Below are 17217 nucleotides of genomic sequence, written 5' to 3'. Positions count from 1 at the left end.
TGATCTCGCCCGTTTTTCCCGCACCGCCCGATCGACACGGGCCGCACACCCCCATGATCCGCCTCTCCGAAATCAAGCTGCCGCTGGCCGCCTTGCCGCCCGATGGCGAGCAGCACCCCGACACCGCGCTGCGCGACGCCGCCGCACGCATCCTGGGCATCGCGCCCGGGGACATCACCCACCTCACGGTGTTCAAGCGCAGCTTCGACGCGCGCAAGCCCGAGCTGCTGGCCGTCTACATCGTCGATGTCGCCCTGGCCGAGCCCGCCCACGAGGCCGCGCTGCTCGCGCCCCACGAGGCGCACCCGCACATCCAGCCCACGCCCGACATGGCCTGGAAGCCCGTGGGCCGCGCACCCGCCGGCCTGCGCGAGCGCCCCGTGGTGGTGGGCTTCGGCCCCTGCGGCATCTTCGCCGCGCTGGTGCTGGCGCAGATGGGCTTTCGGCCCATCGTGCTGGAGCGCGGCCGGGCCGTGCGCGAGCGCACGCAGGACACCTGGGGCCTGTGGCGCCGGCGCGAGCTGCACCCCGAATCCAACGTGCAGTTCGGCGAGGGCGGCGCGGGCACGTTCAGCGACGGCAAGCTCTACAGCCAGATCAAGGACCCGCGCCACCTGGGCCGCAAGGTGATGGAGGAGTTCGTGCAGGCCGGCGCCCCGCCCGAGATCCTCTACGCCGCGCACCCGCACATCGGCACCTTCAAGCTCGTGAAAGTGGTGGAGACGCTGCGCGAGCAGATCATCGCCCTGGGCGGCGAGGTGCGCTTCCAGCAGCGCGTGACCGACGTGGCGGTGGAAGAAGACGCGGGCGGCCGCCGGCACCTGCGCGGCCTGCGCGTGCTGGACCAGGCCACCGGGCTCACCCACGACCTCGCGGCCTCGCACGTGGTGATGGCCCTGGGCCACAGCTCGCGCGACACCTTCGCGATGCTGTACGCGCGCGGCGTGCACATGGAATCCAAGCCCTTCTCGGTGGGCTTTCGCATCGAGCACCCGCAGGGGGTGATCGACCGCGCGCGCTGGGGCCGGCACACCGGCCACCCGCTGCTCGGCGCGGCCGACTACAAGCTCGTGCACCACGCCGCCAACGGCCGCGCGGTGTACAGCTTCTGCATGTGCCCCGGCGGCACGGTGGTGGCCGCCACCAGCGAGCCCGGCCGCGTGGTGACCAACGGCATGAGCCAGTACTCGCGCAACGAGCGCAACGCCAACGCAGGCATGGTGGTGGGCATCGACCCGCGCGACTATCCCTCCGACCCGGCCGCGTTCGAGGCGGCGCTGGGTGCCACGCACGGCGTGGAGGCACTGCCCGCCGGCGCGGCCCACCCGCTCGCGGGCATCGTGCTGCAGCGCCAGCTCGAATCCGGCGCCTACGTGCTGGGCGGCGGCAACTACAACGCCCCCGGCCAGCTCGTGGGCGACTTCATCGCGGGCCGCGCCTCGCGGGAGCTGGGCGACGTGCTGCCCTCGTACCGGCCCGGCGTCACCCTCACCGACCTGCGCGCCGCCCTGCCCGACTACGCCATCGCCGCGCTGCGCGAGGCGCTGCCGGCCTTCGGCCGCAAGATCAAGGGCTTCGACATGCACGACGCCGTGCTGACGGGCGTGGAGACGCGCACCTCCTCGCCGCTCAAGATCGGCCGGGGCGAAAACCTGCAGAGCCTCAACACCGCCGGCCTGTATCCGGCGGGCGAGGGCGCGAGCTATGCCGGCGGCATCCTGTCGGCCGGCGTGGACGGCATCAAGGTGGGCGAAGCCGTCGCGCGCGCTCTACTTCTACTGGCCTGAGCGGCATTCACCCGCCACGGGCATCAGCGCGGCCCCCAGTGGCCCGGCCGCATGCGCCACCCGCCCGGCCCCGGCTCCCAGTGGTGGGGCACCCAGACCGCACCCGGGCGCGGCGGCGCGGCCCAGTAGCCGGGGCGCCACGCGTAGCGGCTGCCCCCCCATTCCCAGAAGCCGCCCACCCACACGTGCACCGGCGAGGGGGCGACGGTCACCGTCTCCACGTACGGCGCCGGAGGCGCGACGGGCGCGACCACCATGGGGCCCTGCTCCACGACCACCTGCCGCGCGGGCGGCGCCACCACGCAGCCCGACAGGGTCACGGCCGCGGCCAGGGCCGCCAGGGCGCCGGCGGCGCGGGAACGCTCATGGGAAAGGAAGAAAGACATCGAACGGCTCCATCCAGACAAGGGATAGTGGTTGAACGCGCCCGCCCCCACCGCCTGCCGACGCCTGCCGTGTAAAGAAAAGGAAAGACAAACCGCCCCGCCGGGGGACGGGCACAGGCCGGCGTCAGCGCGGCAGCGCGGCCATCGGCGAGCCCGGCAGCGCCGGCGCCGAGGTGCCGTCCGGCAGGCGGAAAGCCGCCACCAGGTCGGCCAGTTGCTGCGCCTGCATGCGCAGGCCCTGCGCGGCGGCGGAGGACTCCTCCACCAGGGCGGCGTTCTGCTGCGTCATCTGGTCGAGCTGGCCCACGGCCTCGCCCACCTGGCCCAGGCCGGTGCTCTGCTCGCGGGCGGCGGTGCTGATCTCGCCGATGATGGTCGCCACCTGCTCCACCGAGCCCACGATCTCGCCCATCGTGCCGCCGGCGGCATGCACCTGCTGGGTGCCCTCGTCCACCTTGCGCACGCTGTCGCCGATGAGGGTGCCGATCTCCTTGGCCGCCGTGGCCGAGCGCTGCGCGAGGCTGCGCACCTCGGCCGCCACCACCGCGAAGCCCCGGCCCTGCTCGCCCGCACGGGCTGCTTCCACGGCAGCGTTGAGCGCCAGGATGTTGGTCTGGAACGCGATGCCGTCGATCACGCTCGTGATGTCGGCGATCTTGCGGGAGGCCTGGGCGATGCCGTCCATGGTGCCCACCACGCGCTCCACCGCATCGCGGCCCCGGCGGGCCACGTCGCTCGCGGTGCCCGCCAGGGTGCTGGCCTGCTGCGCCGCGTCGGCGCTGTGGCGCACGGTGGCGATCAGCTCCTCCATGCTGGCGGCGATCTCCTCCAGGTTGGAGGCCGTCTGCTCGGTGCGCGCCGACAGGTCGGAGTTGCCCGCCGCGATCTCGGCGCTGGCGCCGGCCACCGAGGCACTGGCCTGGCGCATGCCCACCACCAGCCCCGCGAGCCGCTGCTGCATGCCCCCCAGGCGCTCCAGCAGGGCGCGCACCTCGTCGCGGTTGCCTTCGCCGGCGGGCGGCACCACGGAGGTCAGGTCCCCCTCGGCGATCCGGTCGGACACCGACGACGCGCGCGACAGCGGCCTCAGGATGGAGCGCGACAGCACCAGCGCGCAGCCCAGCCCCAGCAGCAGGCCCAGCAGCGAGCCCCCCACGAGCAGGGCGATCCCCTGGCGCTCGCTGGCCTCCGCCGCGGCGCGCGCCTCGGCCACGCGCTTGCGCTGGTATTCGGCCATCTCGTCCACGGCGGCGGCATAGCGGTCGGCCGTGGGCCGCAGCAGCTTGCCCACGGCATCGGGCGGCAAGGTTTCGCCCGCCTTGCGGCGCTTGACGAGGTCGTCGCGCGCCGCCCGGAAGGCATTGCCCGCCGTGTCGATGGCCTCGAAGATGCGCCTGGACTCGGCGTCCTCTGCCAGCGCCTCCAGCCGCTTGCGGACTTCGGACGAGCGCGCCGAGGTGAGCTTGCGGTCGGCATCGATGCGGGCCGCGTACACGGGGTTGTCGATCTCCAGCAGCGTCTCGGCGCGCGCGGAGCTGAGCACCACGATGGCATGCAGCTCGCGCGCCAGCAAGGCCCGCTCGGAGGACGGCCCCCCCAGGTCGTCCGTGATGTCCTGCAGCTCCGTCAGGCGCCAGATCCCCACGGCGGCAGAGAGCGACATCACCACGCAGATGGCCCCGAAGGCGAGCGCGAGGCGGGCGGAGAGGCGGGCGTTGCGAAGGAAGTTCATGGCGTGAGGCGGCAGCCGTGGCAACCGAAGCAATTCGTTTCAACCCAGTGTATCGGCGGCCTCCGCAGAAAGCTTGAAGGCGAACCCGTATCCCGTGCGGCTTTGGCGCAACGCCGGGCATGAAAAAAGCCGCCCGGCGCAAGCCGGGCGGCCTTATTCCAGATGTTGGAATGTCGGAACGGGTGCCGCGGGGGCGGGCGGAATCAGCCCCGGGCCTGCAGCGCGGCGATGCGCTCCTCGATCGGCGGGTGGGTGCTGAACAGCTTGCCGATGCCGCCGGCGATGCCCATGGCCTGCATGCTCTTGGGCAGTTCGCCCGGATGCATGCCGCCCAGGCGGGCCAGCGCGTTGATCATGGGCTGCTTGCGGCCCATGAGCTGGGCGGCGCCCGCGTCGGCGCGGAACTCGCGCTGGCGGCTGAACCAGGCCACGATCATCGAGGCAAGGAAGCCCAGCACGATGTCGAGCACGATGGTGGTGACCATGTAGCCGATGCCGGGGCCGGAGCTGTTCTCGTCGTTCCTGCGCAGGAAGCTGTCCACCGCATAGCCGATCACGCGCGAGAGGAACACCACGAAGGTGTTCATCACGCCCTGGATCAGGGTCATGGTGACCATGTCGCCGTTGGCGATGTGGGCCACCTCGTGGCCGATCACGGCCTCGACCTCCTCGCGGGTCATGCCCTGCAGCAGGCCGGTGGACACCGCCACCAGGGCGTTGTTCTTGAACGCGCCGGTGGCGAAGGCGTTGGGATCGCCCTCGAAGATGCCGACCTCGGGCATGCCGATGCCGGCCTGGTCGGCGAACTTGCGCACCGTCTGCACGATCCAGGCCTCGTCGGGCGAGCCGGTGCCGTCGATGACCCGCACGCCGGAACTCCACTTGGCGATGGGCTTGCTCATGAGCAGCGAGATGATGGCGCCGCCGAAGCCCATGATGAAGGCGAAGCCGAGCAGCGCCCCCAGGTTCAGCCCGTTGGCCGTCAGGAAGCGGTTGACGCCCAGCAGGCTGGCGACGGCGCCCAGCACCACCATGACGGCGAGGTTGGTCAACAAAAATAGCGCGATTCGTTTCATCGAAGGTTTCTCCACGAAGGGGAAGCGTTGGGTGTGGGGCGGTGGCGGATGCCTTGCCCGCCGCACGCCCGGAAAATGGGGATGGTGCGCGGGCCTTCAAGCCACCGTGGCAGCGCGGAGGGACCCCTATTGTGTGCTTTGTGCGGGGCGGGCGCTGCGGAATACGGAGGAGTCATCATAGAAGCAAAAGTTCTCGTTCTCCGCCCACCAGCCCGGCACCCCCAGCACGGGCAGGGGCGCGAAGGGCTTGGCCCGCAGCAGCGCCGGGTCCAGCGCGCCGGCCAGCCAGGCATCCACGTTCGCTACGTTCTCAGGAGCATTGGAGCCCATGAGGACGTGGGCCGTGAGCGGTTTTCGTGGTGCGACAAGCTGTTCGAGCAAGGCGTGGCCGAACACCACCAGCCGCGCCTCGGCCCAGAGCGGGCGCAGGTCCACGAACAACCGGCGCCAGGCCCGGCCCGCGAGCGCCTCCCGCAGCGCGGCGGGCGCGAGCAGGACTGCCCCGTTCTCGTCGAACACCGTGATCGCATCCCGCAGCGGGCCGCGCACGGCCCCGATGCCCTGCACGGCGATGGCCTCGGCCTGCCAGCGGTTCAGCAGGCGCTTGGTGCGTGGGTAATGCAGCCAGATCAGGCCGTTGAAGAAGTCGTGCAGGTTGCCGCGGGTCGGCACGGTGCCGGTGGCGTGGATGAAGCGCTCATACGGCACGCCCGGCTCCAGGACCGACTGCGGAACGAAACGCACGCCGCACCGCCCTTGCGCACCGCCCTCACCGCCCACGCCGCCGGCGATCCGATTCAGCGCCTCCGGCAGCGGCAGGCCGCCACGCCACGCCGTCTCCACCGCCACCCCCAGGCCAGACAACGGCCGCAGCCAGGGGGACTCCGCGCCGAAGACGCTTGCCGCCGCCAGCATCAGTGCGGGGGCAGGAGATACCGCACCTTGTTCGGCTGGCGGGTGGGCAGCAGCTCGAAATGGTGCGGAAACTTCTTGAACAGCTTGGTGGAGGCCGCGTTCTTCCCCAGCAGCTTGGCGTCATGCAGCAACCTGGCGATCTCGCCCAGGGGCTGCGGCTGGCCGCTTTCCAGCGCGGGCGCATGGTCCAGGATGTGCCGCACCGTGACCTGCTCTGGCGCGGCAGATGCGCTCTTGGCCGTAGAGGACGAAGCCGGCGCCTTCTTGGCGGCAGGCGACGCCTTCTTTGCCGGCGCTTTCTTGGCGGGCACGGGCGCCGCGCCCGTCTTGGCGGTGGCAGCGCGCTGCTTGGCCGCGGCCTTCTTGGCTGGCGGCTTCCTGGCCGCAGGGCTCACCGGTGCCGGCGCCTTGGCCGCCGCCGGGTTCACGGCGAGGGCAGCGGCATCGTCCTGGGGCACTGCCGCCGGCTCCTGGGCCGCACTGTCGCTGCCCACGAAATGCACTTTGTCGTAGGCATAGACGACCTCGGCGGCCATCTTGCCTCTCTCGGTGACGCAGACCACGCGAAAGCCGCGCTCGCGCAGCCGCAGCACCAGGGGCACGAAGTCGGCGTCTCCGGAGCCGATGGCGATGGACGCGGGACGCGGCGTCGCATACGACAGCTCCATCACATCGACGGCCATGGCCACGTCCGTGGTGTTCTTCGGCAGCGACAGGTTCATGTAGGGCCGTATCAGCCGCGTGCGAAGAACCTCCCCCAGCCCCTTGAGCTTCTCGGCGCTGCCGTAGGCGCGCCGCACGGACATGCCGCCCTCGTGCGCCTCAAGGACGCGGCACGCCTCCTCCACCCAGGACGGTGCGCACAGGTTGTCTGCATCGATAAAGAACGCGGTCATCCACGGCCCTCCCTCTTTTTTCAACAGCCCATCGCTGGACGAACGCGGTTGCGCGGCTATGCCGCCACCATCCGCCACGGCAGCGCATCGCCCGAGCGCAGCGGCTTCAACTGCGCCTCGCCGAACGGGAAGCTCTCGGGCGGCGTCCACGACTCGCGGCGCAGCGTGATCGTGCCCGGGTTGCGCGGCAGGCCGTAGAAGGCCGGCCCGTGGAAGCTCGCGAAGCCTTCGAGCTTGTCGAGCGCGCCCGCGTTGTCGAACGCCTCGGCATACATCTCCATGGCCGCGTGCGCGCTGTAGCAGCCGGCGCAGCCCGTGGCATGCTCCTTGAGGTGGGCCGCGTGCGGCGCGCTGTCCGTTCCCAGGAAGAACTTCGGGCTGCCGCTGGTGGCGGCCTCCACCAGCGCGAGGCGGTGGGTCTCGCGCTTGAGCACGGGCAGGCAGTAGTAGTGCGGGCGGATGCCGCCCGTGAAGATCGCGTTGCGGTTGAACAGCAGGTGCTGCGGCGTGATCGTGGCGGCCGTGAAGGCATCGCTGGAAGCCACGTACTGCGCGGCCTCGCGCGTGGTGATGTGCTCGAAAACGATCTTCAGCCCGGGGAAATCGCGGCGCAGCGGAATGAACTGGCGCTCGATGAAGACGGCCTCGCGGTCGAAGAGGTCGATGTCGTTGCCGGTCACCTCGCCGTGCACCAGCAGCAGCAGGCCCGCCTTCTGCATGGCCTCCAGCACGGGGTAGATCCTGCGCAGGTCGGTCACGCCGGCATCGCTGTTCGTCGTGGCGCCGGCCGGGTAGAGCTTGCAGGCCACCACGCCGGCCTCCTTGGCGCGCGCGATCTCCTCGGGCGGGAGGTTGTCGGTGAGATAGAGGGTCATCAGCGGCTCGAAGGCCACGCCCTCGGGCACGGCGGCGAGGATGCGCTGCTTGTACGCGAGCGCCTGCGCGGCCGTGGTCACGGGCGGGCGCAGGTTGGGCATGATGACCGCGCGCCCGAACTGCGCGGCCGTGTGCGGCACCACGGTGCGCAAGGGCTCGCCGTCCCGCACGTGCAGGTGCCAGTCGTCGGGCCGGGTGATGGTGAGGTCGCCCGCGCGGGCGGATGCGGAAGAGGAGGAAGTGGGGGCGGCTGCGGTCATGGGGCGCCATTGTCCCATCGCCCGCGCCGGGGAGGCCACGCAGGCGGGCGCTGGAGCGGGTTATGCACTTTGGCATGCCTCCATGGAAAAAGCCCTGTCCACCCGCGGGGGAGGACAGGGCAAACCCCAAAGTTGGGGTGAGGGGGGAATCGCGAAAGCGTGGACTCAGCAGCCGGAGGGGCGGTTGGGCCGCATGGGCACGATGCCGGAAACCGTGACGCGCTCGCCCGAACCGTCGGTGGCGGTGAGCGTCTTGTTGGCGATGCGCACCTGGTTGGCATCGCGCACCACGGAGGTGTCGCTCCAGTCGGTGGCGCTGAATTCGCGCCCGCCGAAGGTCAGGAAGGCCACGTACAGGATGTTGGCGTCGGGCTGGTAGCGCACGTCGCCGAAGGCCTGGTCGCTCGCGCCGACCTTCTTCGCGCCGTCGAAGCGGAATGTGCACACTTCGGGCGCCGAGCCGATCGGATTGCGCTTCTCCACGTCGGTCAGATTCAGGTTGCCGTCGCCGTACACGCCGTTCAGGCCCGAGGTGGTGGCGCTGGTGACCGTGAACACGCTGGTCTGGTCGCTGGGGGTGGGGTCTTCATCGTTGCCGCCGCCGCAGGCCGTGAGCAGGGCGGCGGTGGCGAGGGCTGCGCAGATCTTCAGGAAATGAGGGGGCATGTCTCTTGGAAGGTGGCGAAAGGGATGGAAAAAGGGGACGCCTGCAACGGCATCGCCATGGGGTCCCATCGTAGGAATCGCACCCCGCCCCCCCTGTGGTCCATGGGCGGCAGCCCCTGTAGGACTGTGTGCCGCAGCGCAGAATGCGGCACCGCGTCAGGCGGCGAGCGGAAACTCCACCGTGAAGCAGGTCCCGCCCTCGGCGCGGTTTTCCACGCGCACGCCGCCGCCCTGGCGCTGCGCCAGCGCCTGCACGATGGACAGGCCGAGCCCCGAGCCATCGCCGCGCCGCCCCGGCGCGTGCGGGAAGCGCTCGAACGGGCGCTCCAGCACATGGGGCGGCAAGCCGACACCGGCATCGCTCACGCGCAGCGCGACGGCCACGCCGGTCAGGGCCACCTCCACGCCCAGCCAGCCCCCCCCGGCGGCATGGCGAAGGGCGTTCTCGACGAGGTTGAACAGGATCTGCCGCATGCGGTCCGGGTCCACCTCCACGAGGGCCGTCCCCGCAGGCACGTCCAGCCGCAGGTCCAGCACCACGCCATGGTCCGCGATGTGCTGGGCATGGCCCGCCAGCGCATCGCGCACCAGATCGGTCAGGTCCACCGTGCAGGTCTCCAGCGACAGCTGCCCCGCCTCCGCCATGGACAGCGTATGCAGATCGCCCACGAGGCGGCCCAGGTACTCGACCTGGTCCAGCAGCGCGCGCGACTCGGCCGCATCGGCCTCGATGACGCCGTCGCAGATCGCATGCAGCCGCACGCGCAGCACGGCGAGCGGCGTGCGCAACTCGTGCGAGATGGACGCCGCCGTGGCGCGGCGCTCCTTGGCCATGCGCTCCAGCGAATCGATCATCTGGTTGAAGTGGCGCACCATATCGGCCATCTCATCGTGGTATCGGCCGGGCTGGGCACGCAGCGTGAAGTCGCCCACGGCCACGTGCGAAGCCACCTCGGCCATGGACGCCAGGGGCAGCGTGACGATGCGCGACACCCAGAAGCCCACCACCAGCCCGACGGGCAGGCACACGACCAGGCCCACCACCAGCGACCATTTCTCCCCGAACAGCAGATCGCCATGCCAGTAGTGGCCGTAGATCTCCATGGCCCGGGGGCTGTCCTCCATGTCGCGGTCGCGCAGGTCGCTGAGTTCGCGCTGCACCTCCACGGGCAGGCTGCGGTAGAAGTCGCGGTACTGGATCTCGGAGAACAGCATGACGCTGGCCGTCAGCAAGGCCATCGTGGCCACCACCGTGGCCGCGATGCACAGGCCGAACCGGACCCAGACGCGGTTGAGCAGGGGGCCCTGCATCGCGGCGGCGCGCTCCATGGTCAGGGGGCGTCCCCGGGCCAGAGCCGGTAGCCGATGCCGCGCACGGTTTCGATCAGGTCGCCCTGCCCGGCCTGCTGCAGCTTGCGGCGCAGCTTGGAGAGGTGGGAATCGATCACCCGGTCGAGCGCATCGCTCTCGGGCAGGCAGTGCTCGATGAGGTGGCCGCGCGAGAAGCAGCGGCGGGGCTGGGCCGCGAGGCAGGCGAGCAGGCGGAACTCGGTGAGCGTGAGCGGCAGCGCCACGGCCTTGCCATCGTCGCCATGGGCGAACGCCGCATGCGCCTCCTGGTCGATCTCGATGCGGCCGACCCGGATGGGCGCCGCGCCGCGCGCCGGGGCCGCCGGCGGCGAGTACACGCGCCGCAGCACGGCGCGCACGCGCGCCACCACCTCGGGCGGGCTGAAGGGCTTGACCACGTAGTCGTCGGCGCCCAGGCGCAGGCCGAGCAGCTTGTCCACGTCGTCGGCCAGGGCCGTGACCATGATGACGGGCGTCTGCCCGTCCTCGCGGATCGCGCGCAGCAGGTCCAGCCCGTCCATGCCCGGCAGGTGGATGTCCAGCAGGACCATGTCGGGCTTGAGTTGGCGGAAGAGGCGCAGGGCATCCAGGCCGTCGGATGCCTGCCGCGCCCGCATGCCGCCGCGCTCCAGGTAGGCGGTGAGGACACTGGCGATCCCCGGCTCGTCCTCCACCACGAGGACGAGGGGGCCCGGGGCCTGGAAAGGTGCGGGGAGATTCATGGAGTGAAGGCGGTGCTGGCTGGATTATCTATAGCGCCGGCCTGCCGCGGGCAATGCCCCTGCGTCTCCACGAACCCTCCATATCCCATGCATGGCCGCGAAAGCTTCGGGCGATCCAATGCACCCCACTCCCGAAGACGATCCCAGCCTGCGCGTGCCTTCTCTTCTCCACCCCTTGCGCCCCCACCGCTTCGGCCCGCTGGCCGTGGCGCTCTCCCTGCTGGCCGGCTGCGCCGCAACGGACGGCGGCGCCGGGCGCCCGCAGGCCCCGGCCATGCCCCCGGCATGGACCGCCCCCGTGCCCCAGGGCGCGACCGCGCCGGAGCTGCGCGCATGGTGGAAAGCCTTCCGCGACCCCACCCTCGATGCGATGGTGGAGGAAGCGCTGGAAAAGAACCTCGACCTCGCGGCCGCCGCCCGCCGGCTGCGCGAGGCGCGCCTGCAGGCTGGCCGCGCGGCGGTGCAGTTCCGCCCGTCGTTCAGCGCGGGGGCCCGCACGCTGCAGGACATCTCGGCCACCGACACCTACTTCCACGCCAGCATCGACATGGCCTGGGAGCTGGGCCTGTTCGGCGCGGGCGAGAGCATCCGCGCGGCGGCCGATGCCGATGCCGACTCCGCTCAGGCCGACAGCCAGGGCGTGCGCGTGGCGGTGGTGGCCGATGTCGTGCGCAATTACCTCGACCTGCAGGCCGCCCGCCGGCAACTGCACCTGCTGGACCGCATGGGCGCGCTCGACGGCCGCGCCGCCACGCTCGCCGACGTGCGCCAGCGCACCCGGATCGGCTCGGCCGACGACAGCACCCAGGCCCGCGTGCGCACCGCCCAGACCCGCGCGGCACGCGCCGCACCCGAAGAAGCCCTCGCCCGGGCCGCGCAAGCCCTGTCGGTGCTGCTGGGCCGCGTCGCGCCGGACCCGGCCTGGACCGCGCCGGAGGCTGCCGAGGCTGCGGCGACCCTGCCGCCGTTCGCCTTCGCATCGCTGCCCGCGGACCTGCTGCGCACGCGGCCCGACGTGCACGCGGCGGAGGCCGGGGTACGCAAGGCCGCGGCCGGCTTGGGCCTGGCTCGCTCCGAGCTCTATCCCCGGATCGCGATCATGGGATCGCTGCTCTATTCATACAACATCACGCGCAACCGCCGCACGACCAGCGACAACGCCCCCGCCATCGGGCCGGTGATCGACATCCCGCTCTTCGACTGGGGCCGCCGGCGGATGCAGGTGGATGCGCAGACCCAGGCGCTCGAAGGCGCGGCCCTGGGCTACGAGCGCGCCGTGCGCACCGCCGTGGCGGAAGCCGAAGGCGCCCTGGCCGCGCTCTCCGCGCAGCAAGCGCGGGCCGACGCCCTGGGAACGGCCGTGGCGGCCTGGGGCGAGCGCACCGAGGTCGCCCGCACCCGCGTGCGGCTGGGTCTGGCGAGCGAATACGACGCGCTCGCCACCCAGCGCGCGCTGCTGCAGGCCGAGTCGGAGCAGGCCACCGCCCGGGACGCGCGCGCGCTGGCCTTCGTCGCCCTCTACAAGGCGCTGGGCGGCGCCCCGCTGCCCGCGGAGGCCCTGGACACGGCGGCGGCCCCCGCCAGCGGACAGGCCCGGGGGGCGCCATGATCGCGCTGGCCCGCAAGACGCTGGTACACGAGTGGCGCCGCTTCGTTCCCGCCGTGTTCGCGGTGGGGTTCTCCTGCGTGCTGCTGGCGGTGCAGGCCGCGCTGGTGCTGGGCATCTTCGGCAGCGCCGCCCTGTACGTGCGCGCCTCCGGAGCCAACCTGTGGGCCGGCTACCCGGGCACGCAGAGCGTGAATTTCGGGCGCCCGATCGGGCGCGACGTGGACCTGCGCCTGGGCATGGACCCCGACGTCGCCGCCACCGAGCCCTATCTGTGGGTGGACGGCGACTGGCGCAGCACCCAGGCCGGCGGCGGCGGGGTGTCGGTGTACGTGTCGGGCATCCGCACGGCGCCCGACGGAATGCTCTTCTCCCGGCTGCTGACGGAATGGCAGCGTGCCGCTTTGCGCGATCCGGGCGCCGTGATCGTGGACCGCGCGGACCTGGGCACGCTGGGCACCGACGTGGGCGGCACGGCCTGGATCAACGCCCACCCGGTCCACGTGGTGGCCGTGGTGGACGGACTGCGCGGCCTGGGCGGCGTGAACGTGCTGGCGTCCCTGGACTCCGCGCGCGAAATCGCCGGCTCCGAGGCCGCGGCGGGCCACACCTACGTGGTGGCGCGCACGCACACGCCGGCCCAGGCGCCCCAGGTGCAGGCGCGGCTGGCCGCCGGCGCGGCGGGCTTCGGCCCCTTCGAGGTCTGGACGTCGCGCCAGTTCGCGCGCCGCTCCCAGCTCTATTGGCTGCTGGACACCGGCGCGGGCGTGGCCGTGCTCTTCATGGTCGGCATCGTGTGCCTCGTGGGCACGGTGGTCACCAGCCAGTCGCTCATGGGCGTGGTGGCGGGATCGGCCCGCGAATACGCCGTGCTCAACGCGCTGGGGGTGAGCCGCCGGGCGCTGGGGCGCCTGGTGATCGAGCAGGCCTGCTGGATTGGCGGCCTGGGGCTGCTGCTGGGCGCCAGCGCCAGCGCCGTGCTGCTCACGCTCGCCTCCGCGCACGGCGTGCCCGTGGCGATGACGCCGTTCACCGCCCTCGCCTGCGCCTCCCTGGTGGGCGCGGTGTCCCTGCTCTCGGGCATTTTCGCCATGCGCGGCCTCATGGCCGCCGACCCCGCCCTGCTGCTGCGATGAACTCCATCGGCACACGCCCCCTTCCCGCGGCACCGGCCCGCGCACCGCGCGGTGCGCCGAGCCTGCAGGCCGTGGATCTGCACAAGTCCTTCGTCTCCGGCGTGGTGCGGGTGCAGGTGCTGCGCCAGCTCGGCCTGACCATCCACGCGGGAGAGCTCACGCTCATCTCGGGCCCCTCGGGGTGCGGCAAGAGCACCCTGCTGTCCCTGCTCTCGGGCCTGCAGAAGCCCGACGCGGGCCGGATCATGGCGCTCGGCGAAGACCTGGGCACGCTCGATGCGCAGGCGCTGGAACGCTTCCGGCTGCACCACACGGGCTTCGTGTTCCAGGGCTTCAACCTGTTTCCGGCCCTCACCGCGCTGGAGCAGGTGCAGCTGCCGCTGGGCTATCTGGGCATGAACCACCGCGAGAGCGCGCACCGCGCCCGGCAGGCGCTGGACGAGGTGGGACTCGTGCAGCGCGCGCACATGCGCCCGGCCCAGCTCTCGGGCGGCGAGAAGCAGCGCGTGGCCATCGCCCGCGCCATCGCCAAGTCGCCCCAGTTGCTGTTCGCCGACGAACCCACCAGCGCGCTGGATGCCGACAGCGGCCAGCGCGTGATCGACATCCTCCACCGCATCGCCCGCGCGCACGGCACGACGGTGCTGTGCGTGAGCCATGACCCGCGCCTCGTCCGCCATGCCGACCGCGTGCTCGGCATGGAAGACGGCGCCATCCGCAGCGACTGGCGCCAGCCGGACACCGAGCCCGAAGCGACGACCCCATGAAACGCCTCCCCCCCTCCCCCCGACAGCCCGCGCCGCGCCGCGCGACCGCCGCGATGGCGCTGGCGGCCATGGCCCTGGCGATGCTGGCCGCCTGCACCGAGCACGCCGCCCCCGCCGACCCGCAGGCAGCCCCGGCCGCCCCCGCCGGCGTGGCCATGGCCCGGGGACGCATCGAGGTGCAGGGCGGCCTGCTCGAACTCTCGCCCCTGCAGGATGGCGCGGTGGAGACCCTGGCCGTGCAGGAGGGCCAGAGCGTCACCCGCGGCCAGCTGCTGCTGCGCCTCTCGGCCGCCGGGGCCCAGGCCGAGGCCGGCGTGGCGCAGGCGGAACTGCAGCTCGCCGAGGCGCGCCAGCGTGCGCGTGCGCAGCAGCTTCCCGCGCTGCGCCGCACCGCTGCGCGGCTCGCGGAGGCCGCTGCTGCGGGCGCGGCGGAGCCGCAGCGCGCCGAAGAGGCCGAGCAGGCCCTGCGCGGTGCGGAATCCGACCTTGCGGTGGCCCGCGCGGAGACCGACGTGGCCCGCCAGCGGCTGGCGCAGCTGCATGCCCAGAGCGCCCGGCGGGAGCTGCACGCGCCCGAGGACGGCACCGTCGTGCGCGTGGCCACGCAGGTCGGGCAGCGGCTTCTGTCCGCGTCGGGCGGGCCGGCGGCGGTCACCCTGCTGCCGCGCCGCCCGCTCGTGGTGCGGGCCGAGATCAACGAAAGCTACGCGGCGGCGGTGCAGCCCGGCATGCGCGCCTCCATCACCACGGACGGCGATACCGCGCCCACGGCCCTGCCGCCCGCGCGCGTGGTGCGCATGAGCCCCGTGCTCGGCGCGGGACGGCTGCAGGAAGACGCCCAGCGCGGCCCGGTGCGGGTCGTGGAATGCGTCCTGGAGTTCGACCAGGCCCCCACCCAGGCGCGCCCCGGCCAGGCCGTGCGCGTGCGCTTCCATCCATGAGACCGACACGGGATGCACCGATGACGACCCACTTCCCCTCCTCCTCGTCCACCCCCGCGCGCAGGCACGCCATCGCGGCCACGCCGGTGGTGCTGCACCGTGAACCGTCCCCGGGCTGGATGGTGCAATGCGACTTCGACGGCACCATCAGCACGGAGGACGTGACCGACTCCCTGCTGCAGCGCTTCGGCCGCCCGGGCTGGGAGGCGCTCGAAGAGGCCTGGGAGCGCGGCGAGATCGGATCGCGCGAATGCATGAAAGGCCAGGTGGCGCTACTCGACATGGACCGCGCCGAACTCGACGCCCATCTCGCCACGATCGCCGTGGACCCGCATTTCGGCGCCTTCGTGCGGGCCGCCCAGGCCCTGGGGATGCCGGTGCAGGTGGTGAGCGACGGCATCGACTACGCCATCCGGGCCGTGCTGGCACGCCACGGCCTGGACGGCCTGCCCGTGATCGCCAACCGCCTGGTGCAGGCCGGCCCCCGCCAATGGCGCCTGGAATCGCCCTGGGCCAGCGCGGCCTGCGCCCGCGCCAGCGGCAACTGCAAGTGCGAGCGGCTCGCGGAGCAGCGCACGCTCCATGGGCGGGTGCTGTTCGTGGGCGACAGCACGTCGGACTTCTGCGTCTCCGGCCGCGCGGACTTCGTGCTGGCCAAGTACAAGCTCATCGGCCACTGCGTCAGCCACGGCATCGCCCACGCGCCCTTCACCGACTTCTCCCAGGCCCTGCAATGGCTGCCGACCCTCGGCACCCGGGACGCCCGCGCGATGGAGTTGGCCGCATGACCCCCCAGCTGACCGCGGACCGATCCGCGCCGGATACCGCGGCGCCCGCCCCCACGGCATGCCGGCACGGCGTGGAGCACGAATACCTGCTCGAAGGCCACGGCGCCAACGCGCGCACGGGCGTGCTGCTGGTCCACGGGCTGACCGGCACGCCCAACGAGATGCGCCTGATCGCCAAGGGCCTGCACCGCGCCGGCTTCACCGTGCTGGCCGTGCAGCTGGCGGGCCATTGCGGCACGCAGGACGATCTCGTGGCCACGCGCTGGCAGGACTGGGTGGCGAGCGTGCGGCGCGGCGCGGACCGCCTGATGCAGCGCACCGGGCAGCCGCTCGTCGCCTGCGGGCTCTCGATGGGCGCGGTGCTTGCGCTCGCGCTGGCCATCGAGCGCCCCCGGCAGGTCGCGGGCGTGGTGGCGCTCTCGCCCACCTTCCGCTACGACGGCTGGAGCATGCCCGCGTACACGCGCCTGTCGTTCCTGCTGCCCCTCTTCCGCGCCCTCGGCATCGGGCGGCGCAGCGTCTTCATGGAGCAGCCGCCCTACGGCATCAAGGACGCCGCGCTGCGCGAGCGCGTGGTCGCGCAGATGCATTCGGGCGACAGCGCGGCCGCCGGGCTGCCGGGCAACCCCTGGTGGTCGGTGATCGAGATGCGCGCCCTGGCCGCCCACGTGCGGCGGCGCCTGGACGCGGTGCGCGCGCCCTGCCTCGTGATGCACGCACGCAACGACGACATCGCCTCGGCGGACAACGCCCGCGAGATCGCGCGCGGCGTGCGCCATGCGCCCGTGGAACTGGTGCTGCTCGACGACAGCTACCACATGATCACCATCGACCGCGAGCGCCGCACGGTGCTGGCGCGCACGGTGGCCTTCGTGGAGGCACTCGCCCACGCACACGCCGCGAGCACCGCAGAGGCCGCGCCATGACGCCCGCCCCGGACGGCGGCATCACGCCGCTCGTGGCCGCGCTCTGGATGCTCAACATGCTCGTGGACACGGGCGGGCAGCTGGCCTTCAAGGCCGCCGCCACGGCCGACCCGCGCGCGGGCAGCGGCCTCGCGCGCTGGATCTGGATGGCCCGGCGCCCCTGGCTCTGGGTCGGCATCGGCTGCTACGTGGCCGAGTTCCTCGTGTGGCTCGCGTTCCTCTCGCTGGTGCCGTTGTCCGACGGCGTGCTGCTGGGCTCCATCAACATCGTGGCGGTGATGGTGGCGGGCCGCTTCCTGTTCCGCGAAACGCTCTCGCCGATGCGCGTGGCGGGCATCCTGCTGGTGTCGGCCGGCGTGGCCGTCGTGGGCCTGAAAGCCTGAAGGC

17 protein-coding genes are annotated in these 17217 nt (G+C 72.4%); 8 read left to right on the top strand and 9 right to left on the bottom strand.

Going from position 1 to position 17217, the window contains the following annotated elements:
- Positions 1 to 53: 53 nt before the first annotated feature.
- Complete coding sequence (locus tag AX018_RS02325; protein ID WP_111875709.1) at positions 54 to 1787, top strand: NAD(P)/FAD-dependent oxidoreductase; 1734 nt, start codon at positions 54 to 56, stop codon at positions 1785 to 1787.
- 23 nt (positions 1788 to 1810) lie between these two features.
- Here the strand turns inward: AX018_RS02325 and AX018_RS02320 are convergent, their stop codons facing one another.
- From AX018_RS02320 to AX018_RS02280, 9 genes are all read right to left on the bottom strand, one after another.
- Complete coding sequence (locus AX018_RS02320; protein WP_111875708.1) at positions 1811 to 2173, bottom strand: YXWGXW repeat-containing protein; 363 nt, start codon at positions 2171 to 2173, stop codon at positions 1811 to 1813.
- Between the two features lie 124 nt (positions 2174 to 2297).
- Positions 2298 to 3905: a methyl-accepting chemotaxis protein gene (locus AX018_RS02315; protein WP_111875707.1), complete on the bottom strand. Its 1608-nt coding sequence runs from the start codon at positions 3903 to 3905 to the stop codon at positions 2298 to 2300.
- Positions 3906 to 4108: 203 nt separating this feature from the next.
- Complete coding sequence (gene htpX / locus AX018_RS02310) at positions 4109 to 4981, bottom strand: protease HtpX (RefSeq protein ID WP_111875706.1); 873 nt, start codon at positions 4979 to 4981, stop codon at positions 4109 to 4111.
- A 126-nt stretch (positions 4982 to 5107) separates the two neighbouring features.
- Positions 5108 to 5896 (bottom strand): DUF3025 domain-containing protein, encoded by a 789-nt coding sequence (locus tag AX018_RS02305; protein ID WP_111875705.1) that lies wholly within the window; start codon positions 5894 to 5896, stop codon positions 5108 to 5110.
- Complete coding sequence (locus AX018_RS02300; protein WP_111875704.1) at positions 5896 to 6792, bottom strand: NYN domain-containing protein; 897 nt, start codon at positions 6790 to 6792, stop codon at positions 5896 to 5898. The genes AX018_RS02305 and AX018_RS02300 overlap by 1 nt, the downstream gene beginning before the upstream one ends.
- A 56-nt stretch (positions 6793 to 6848) precedes the next feature.
- Positions 6849 to 7928 (bottom strand): dihydroorotase, encoded by a 1080-nt coding sequence (gene pyrC / locus AX018_RS02295; RefSeq protein WP_111875703.1) that lies wholly within the window; start codon positions 7926 to 7928, stop codon positions 6849 to 6851.
- Positions 7929 to 8093: 165 nt separating this feature from the next.
- A complete protein-coding gene (locus AX018_RS02290) occupies positions 8094 to 8594 on the bottom strand; it encodes a hypothetical protein (protein WP_111875702.1) in 501 nt (166 codons plus the stop codon).
- A gap of 156 nt (positions 8595 to 8750) precedes the next feature.
- On the bottom strand, positions 8751 to 9923 hold the full coding sequence (locus tag AX018_RS02285; protein ID WP_111875701.1) for a sensor histidine kinase: 1173 nt from the start codon (positions 9921 to 9923) through the stop codon (positions 8751 to 8753).
- A 2-nt stretch (positions 9924 to 9925) separates the two neighbouring features.
- Positions 9926 to 10666, bottom strand: coding sequence for a response regulator (locus AX018_RS02280; protein WP_111875700.1), 741 nt, complete (start codon positions 10664 to 10666; stop codon positions 9926 to 9928).
- A gap of 154 nt (positions 10667 to 10820) precedes the next feature.
- Here AX018_RS02280 and AX018_RS02275 point away from each other — a divergent pair, with 154 nt between their 5' ends.
- The 7 genes from AX018_RS02275 to AX018_RS02245 all read left to right on the top strand — a co-directional run bounded on the left by AX018_RS02275 (position 10821) and on the right by AX018_RS02245 (position 17213).
- On the top strand, positions 10821 to 12275 hold the full coding sequence (locus tag AX018_RS02275; RefSeq protein WP_245951397.1) for an efflux transporter outer membrane subunit: 1455 nt from the start codon (positions 10821 to 10823) through the stop codon (positions 12273 to 12275).
- Positions 12272 to 13408: an FtsX-like permease family protein gene (locus tag AX018_RS02270; RefSeq protein ID WP_111875699.1), complete on the top strand. Its 1137-nt coding sequence runs from the start codon at positions 12272 to 12274 to the stop codon at positions 13406 to 13408. The genes AX018_RS02275 and AX018_RS02270 overlap by 4 nt, the downstream gene beginning before the upstream one ends.
- Positions 13405 to 14175: an ABC transporter ATP-binding protein gene (locus AX018_RS02265; RefSeq protein WP_111875698.1), complete on the top strand. Its 771-nt coding sequence runs from the start codon at positions 13405 to 13407 to the stop codon at positions 14173 to 14175. The genes AX018_RS02270 and AX018_RS02265 overlap by 4 nt, the downstream gene beginning before the upstream one ends.
- Entirely contained in the window at positions 14172 to 15116 is a 945-nt protein-coding gene (locus AX018_RS02260; RefSeq protein WP_111875697.1) for an efflux RND transporter periplasmic adaptor subunit, read from the top strand. The genes AX018_RS02265 and AX018_RS02260 overlap by 4 nt, the downstream gene beginning before the upstream one ends.
- A 119-nt stretch (positions 15117 to 15235) precedes the next feature.
- Positions 15236 to 15904, top strand: coding sequence for an MtnX-like HAD-IB family phosphatase (locus AX018_RS02255; protein ID WP_245951406.1), 669 nt, complete (start codon positions 15236 to 15238; stop codon positions 15902 to 15904).
- Complete coding sequence (locus tag AX018_RS02250) at positions 15901 to 16830, top strand: alpha/beta hydrolase (protein ID WP_111875695.1); 930 nt, start codon at positions 15901 to 15903, stop codon at positions 16828 to 16830. The genes AX018_RS02255 and AX018_RS02250 overlap by 4 nt, the downstream gene beginning before the upstream one ends.
- Positions 16827 to 17213 carry a DMT family transporter gene (locus tag AX018_RS02245; RefSeq protein ID WP_111875694.1) on the top strand — a complete coding sequence of 129 codons (387 nt, stop codon included), beginning with the start codon at positions 16827 to 16829 and terminating at the stop codon, positions 17211 to 17213. Before AX018_RS02250 ends, AX018_RS02245 begins: the two co-directional genes overlap by 4 nt.
- Positions 17214 to 17217: the final 4 nt, after the last annotated feature.

It is taken from the genome of Paracidovorax anthurii, assembly GCF_003269065.1.
Lineage (GTDB): Bacteria > Pseudomonadota > Gammaproteobacteria > Burkholderiales > Burkholderiaceae_C > Paracidovorax > Paracidovorax anthurii.
The sequence above is the reverse complement of the archived record's forward strand: the minus strand, read 5'-3'. Positions and strand labels throughout refer to the sequence as shown.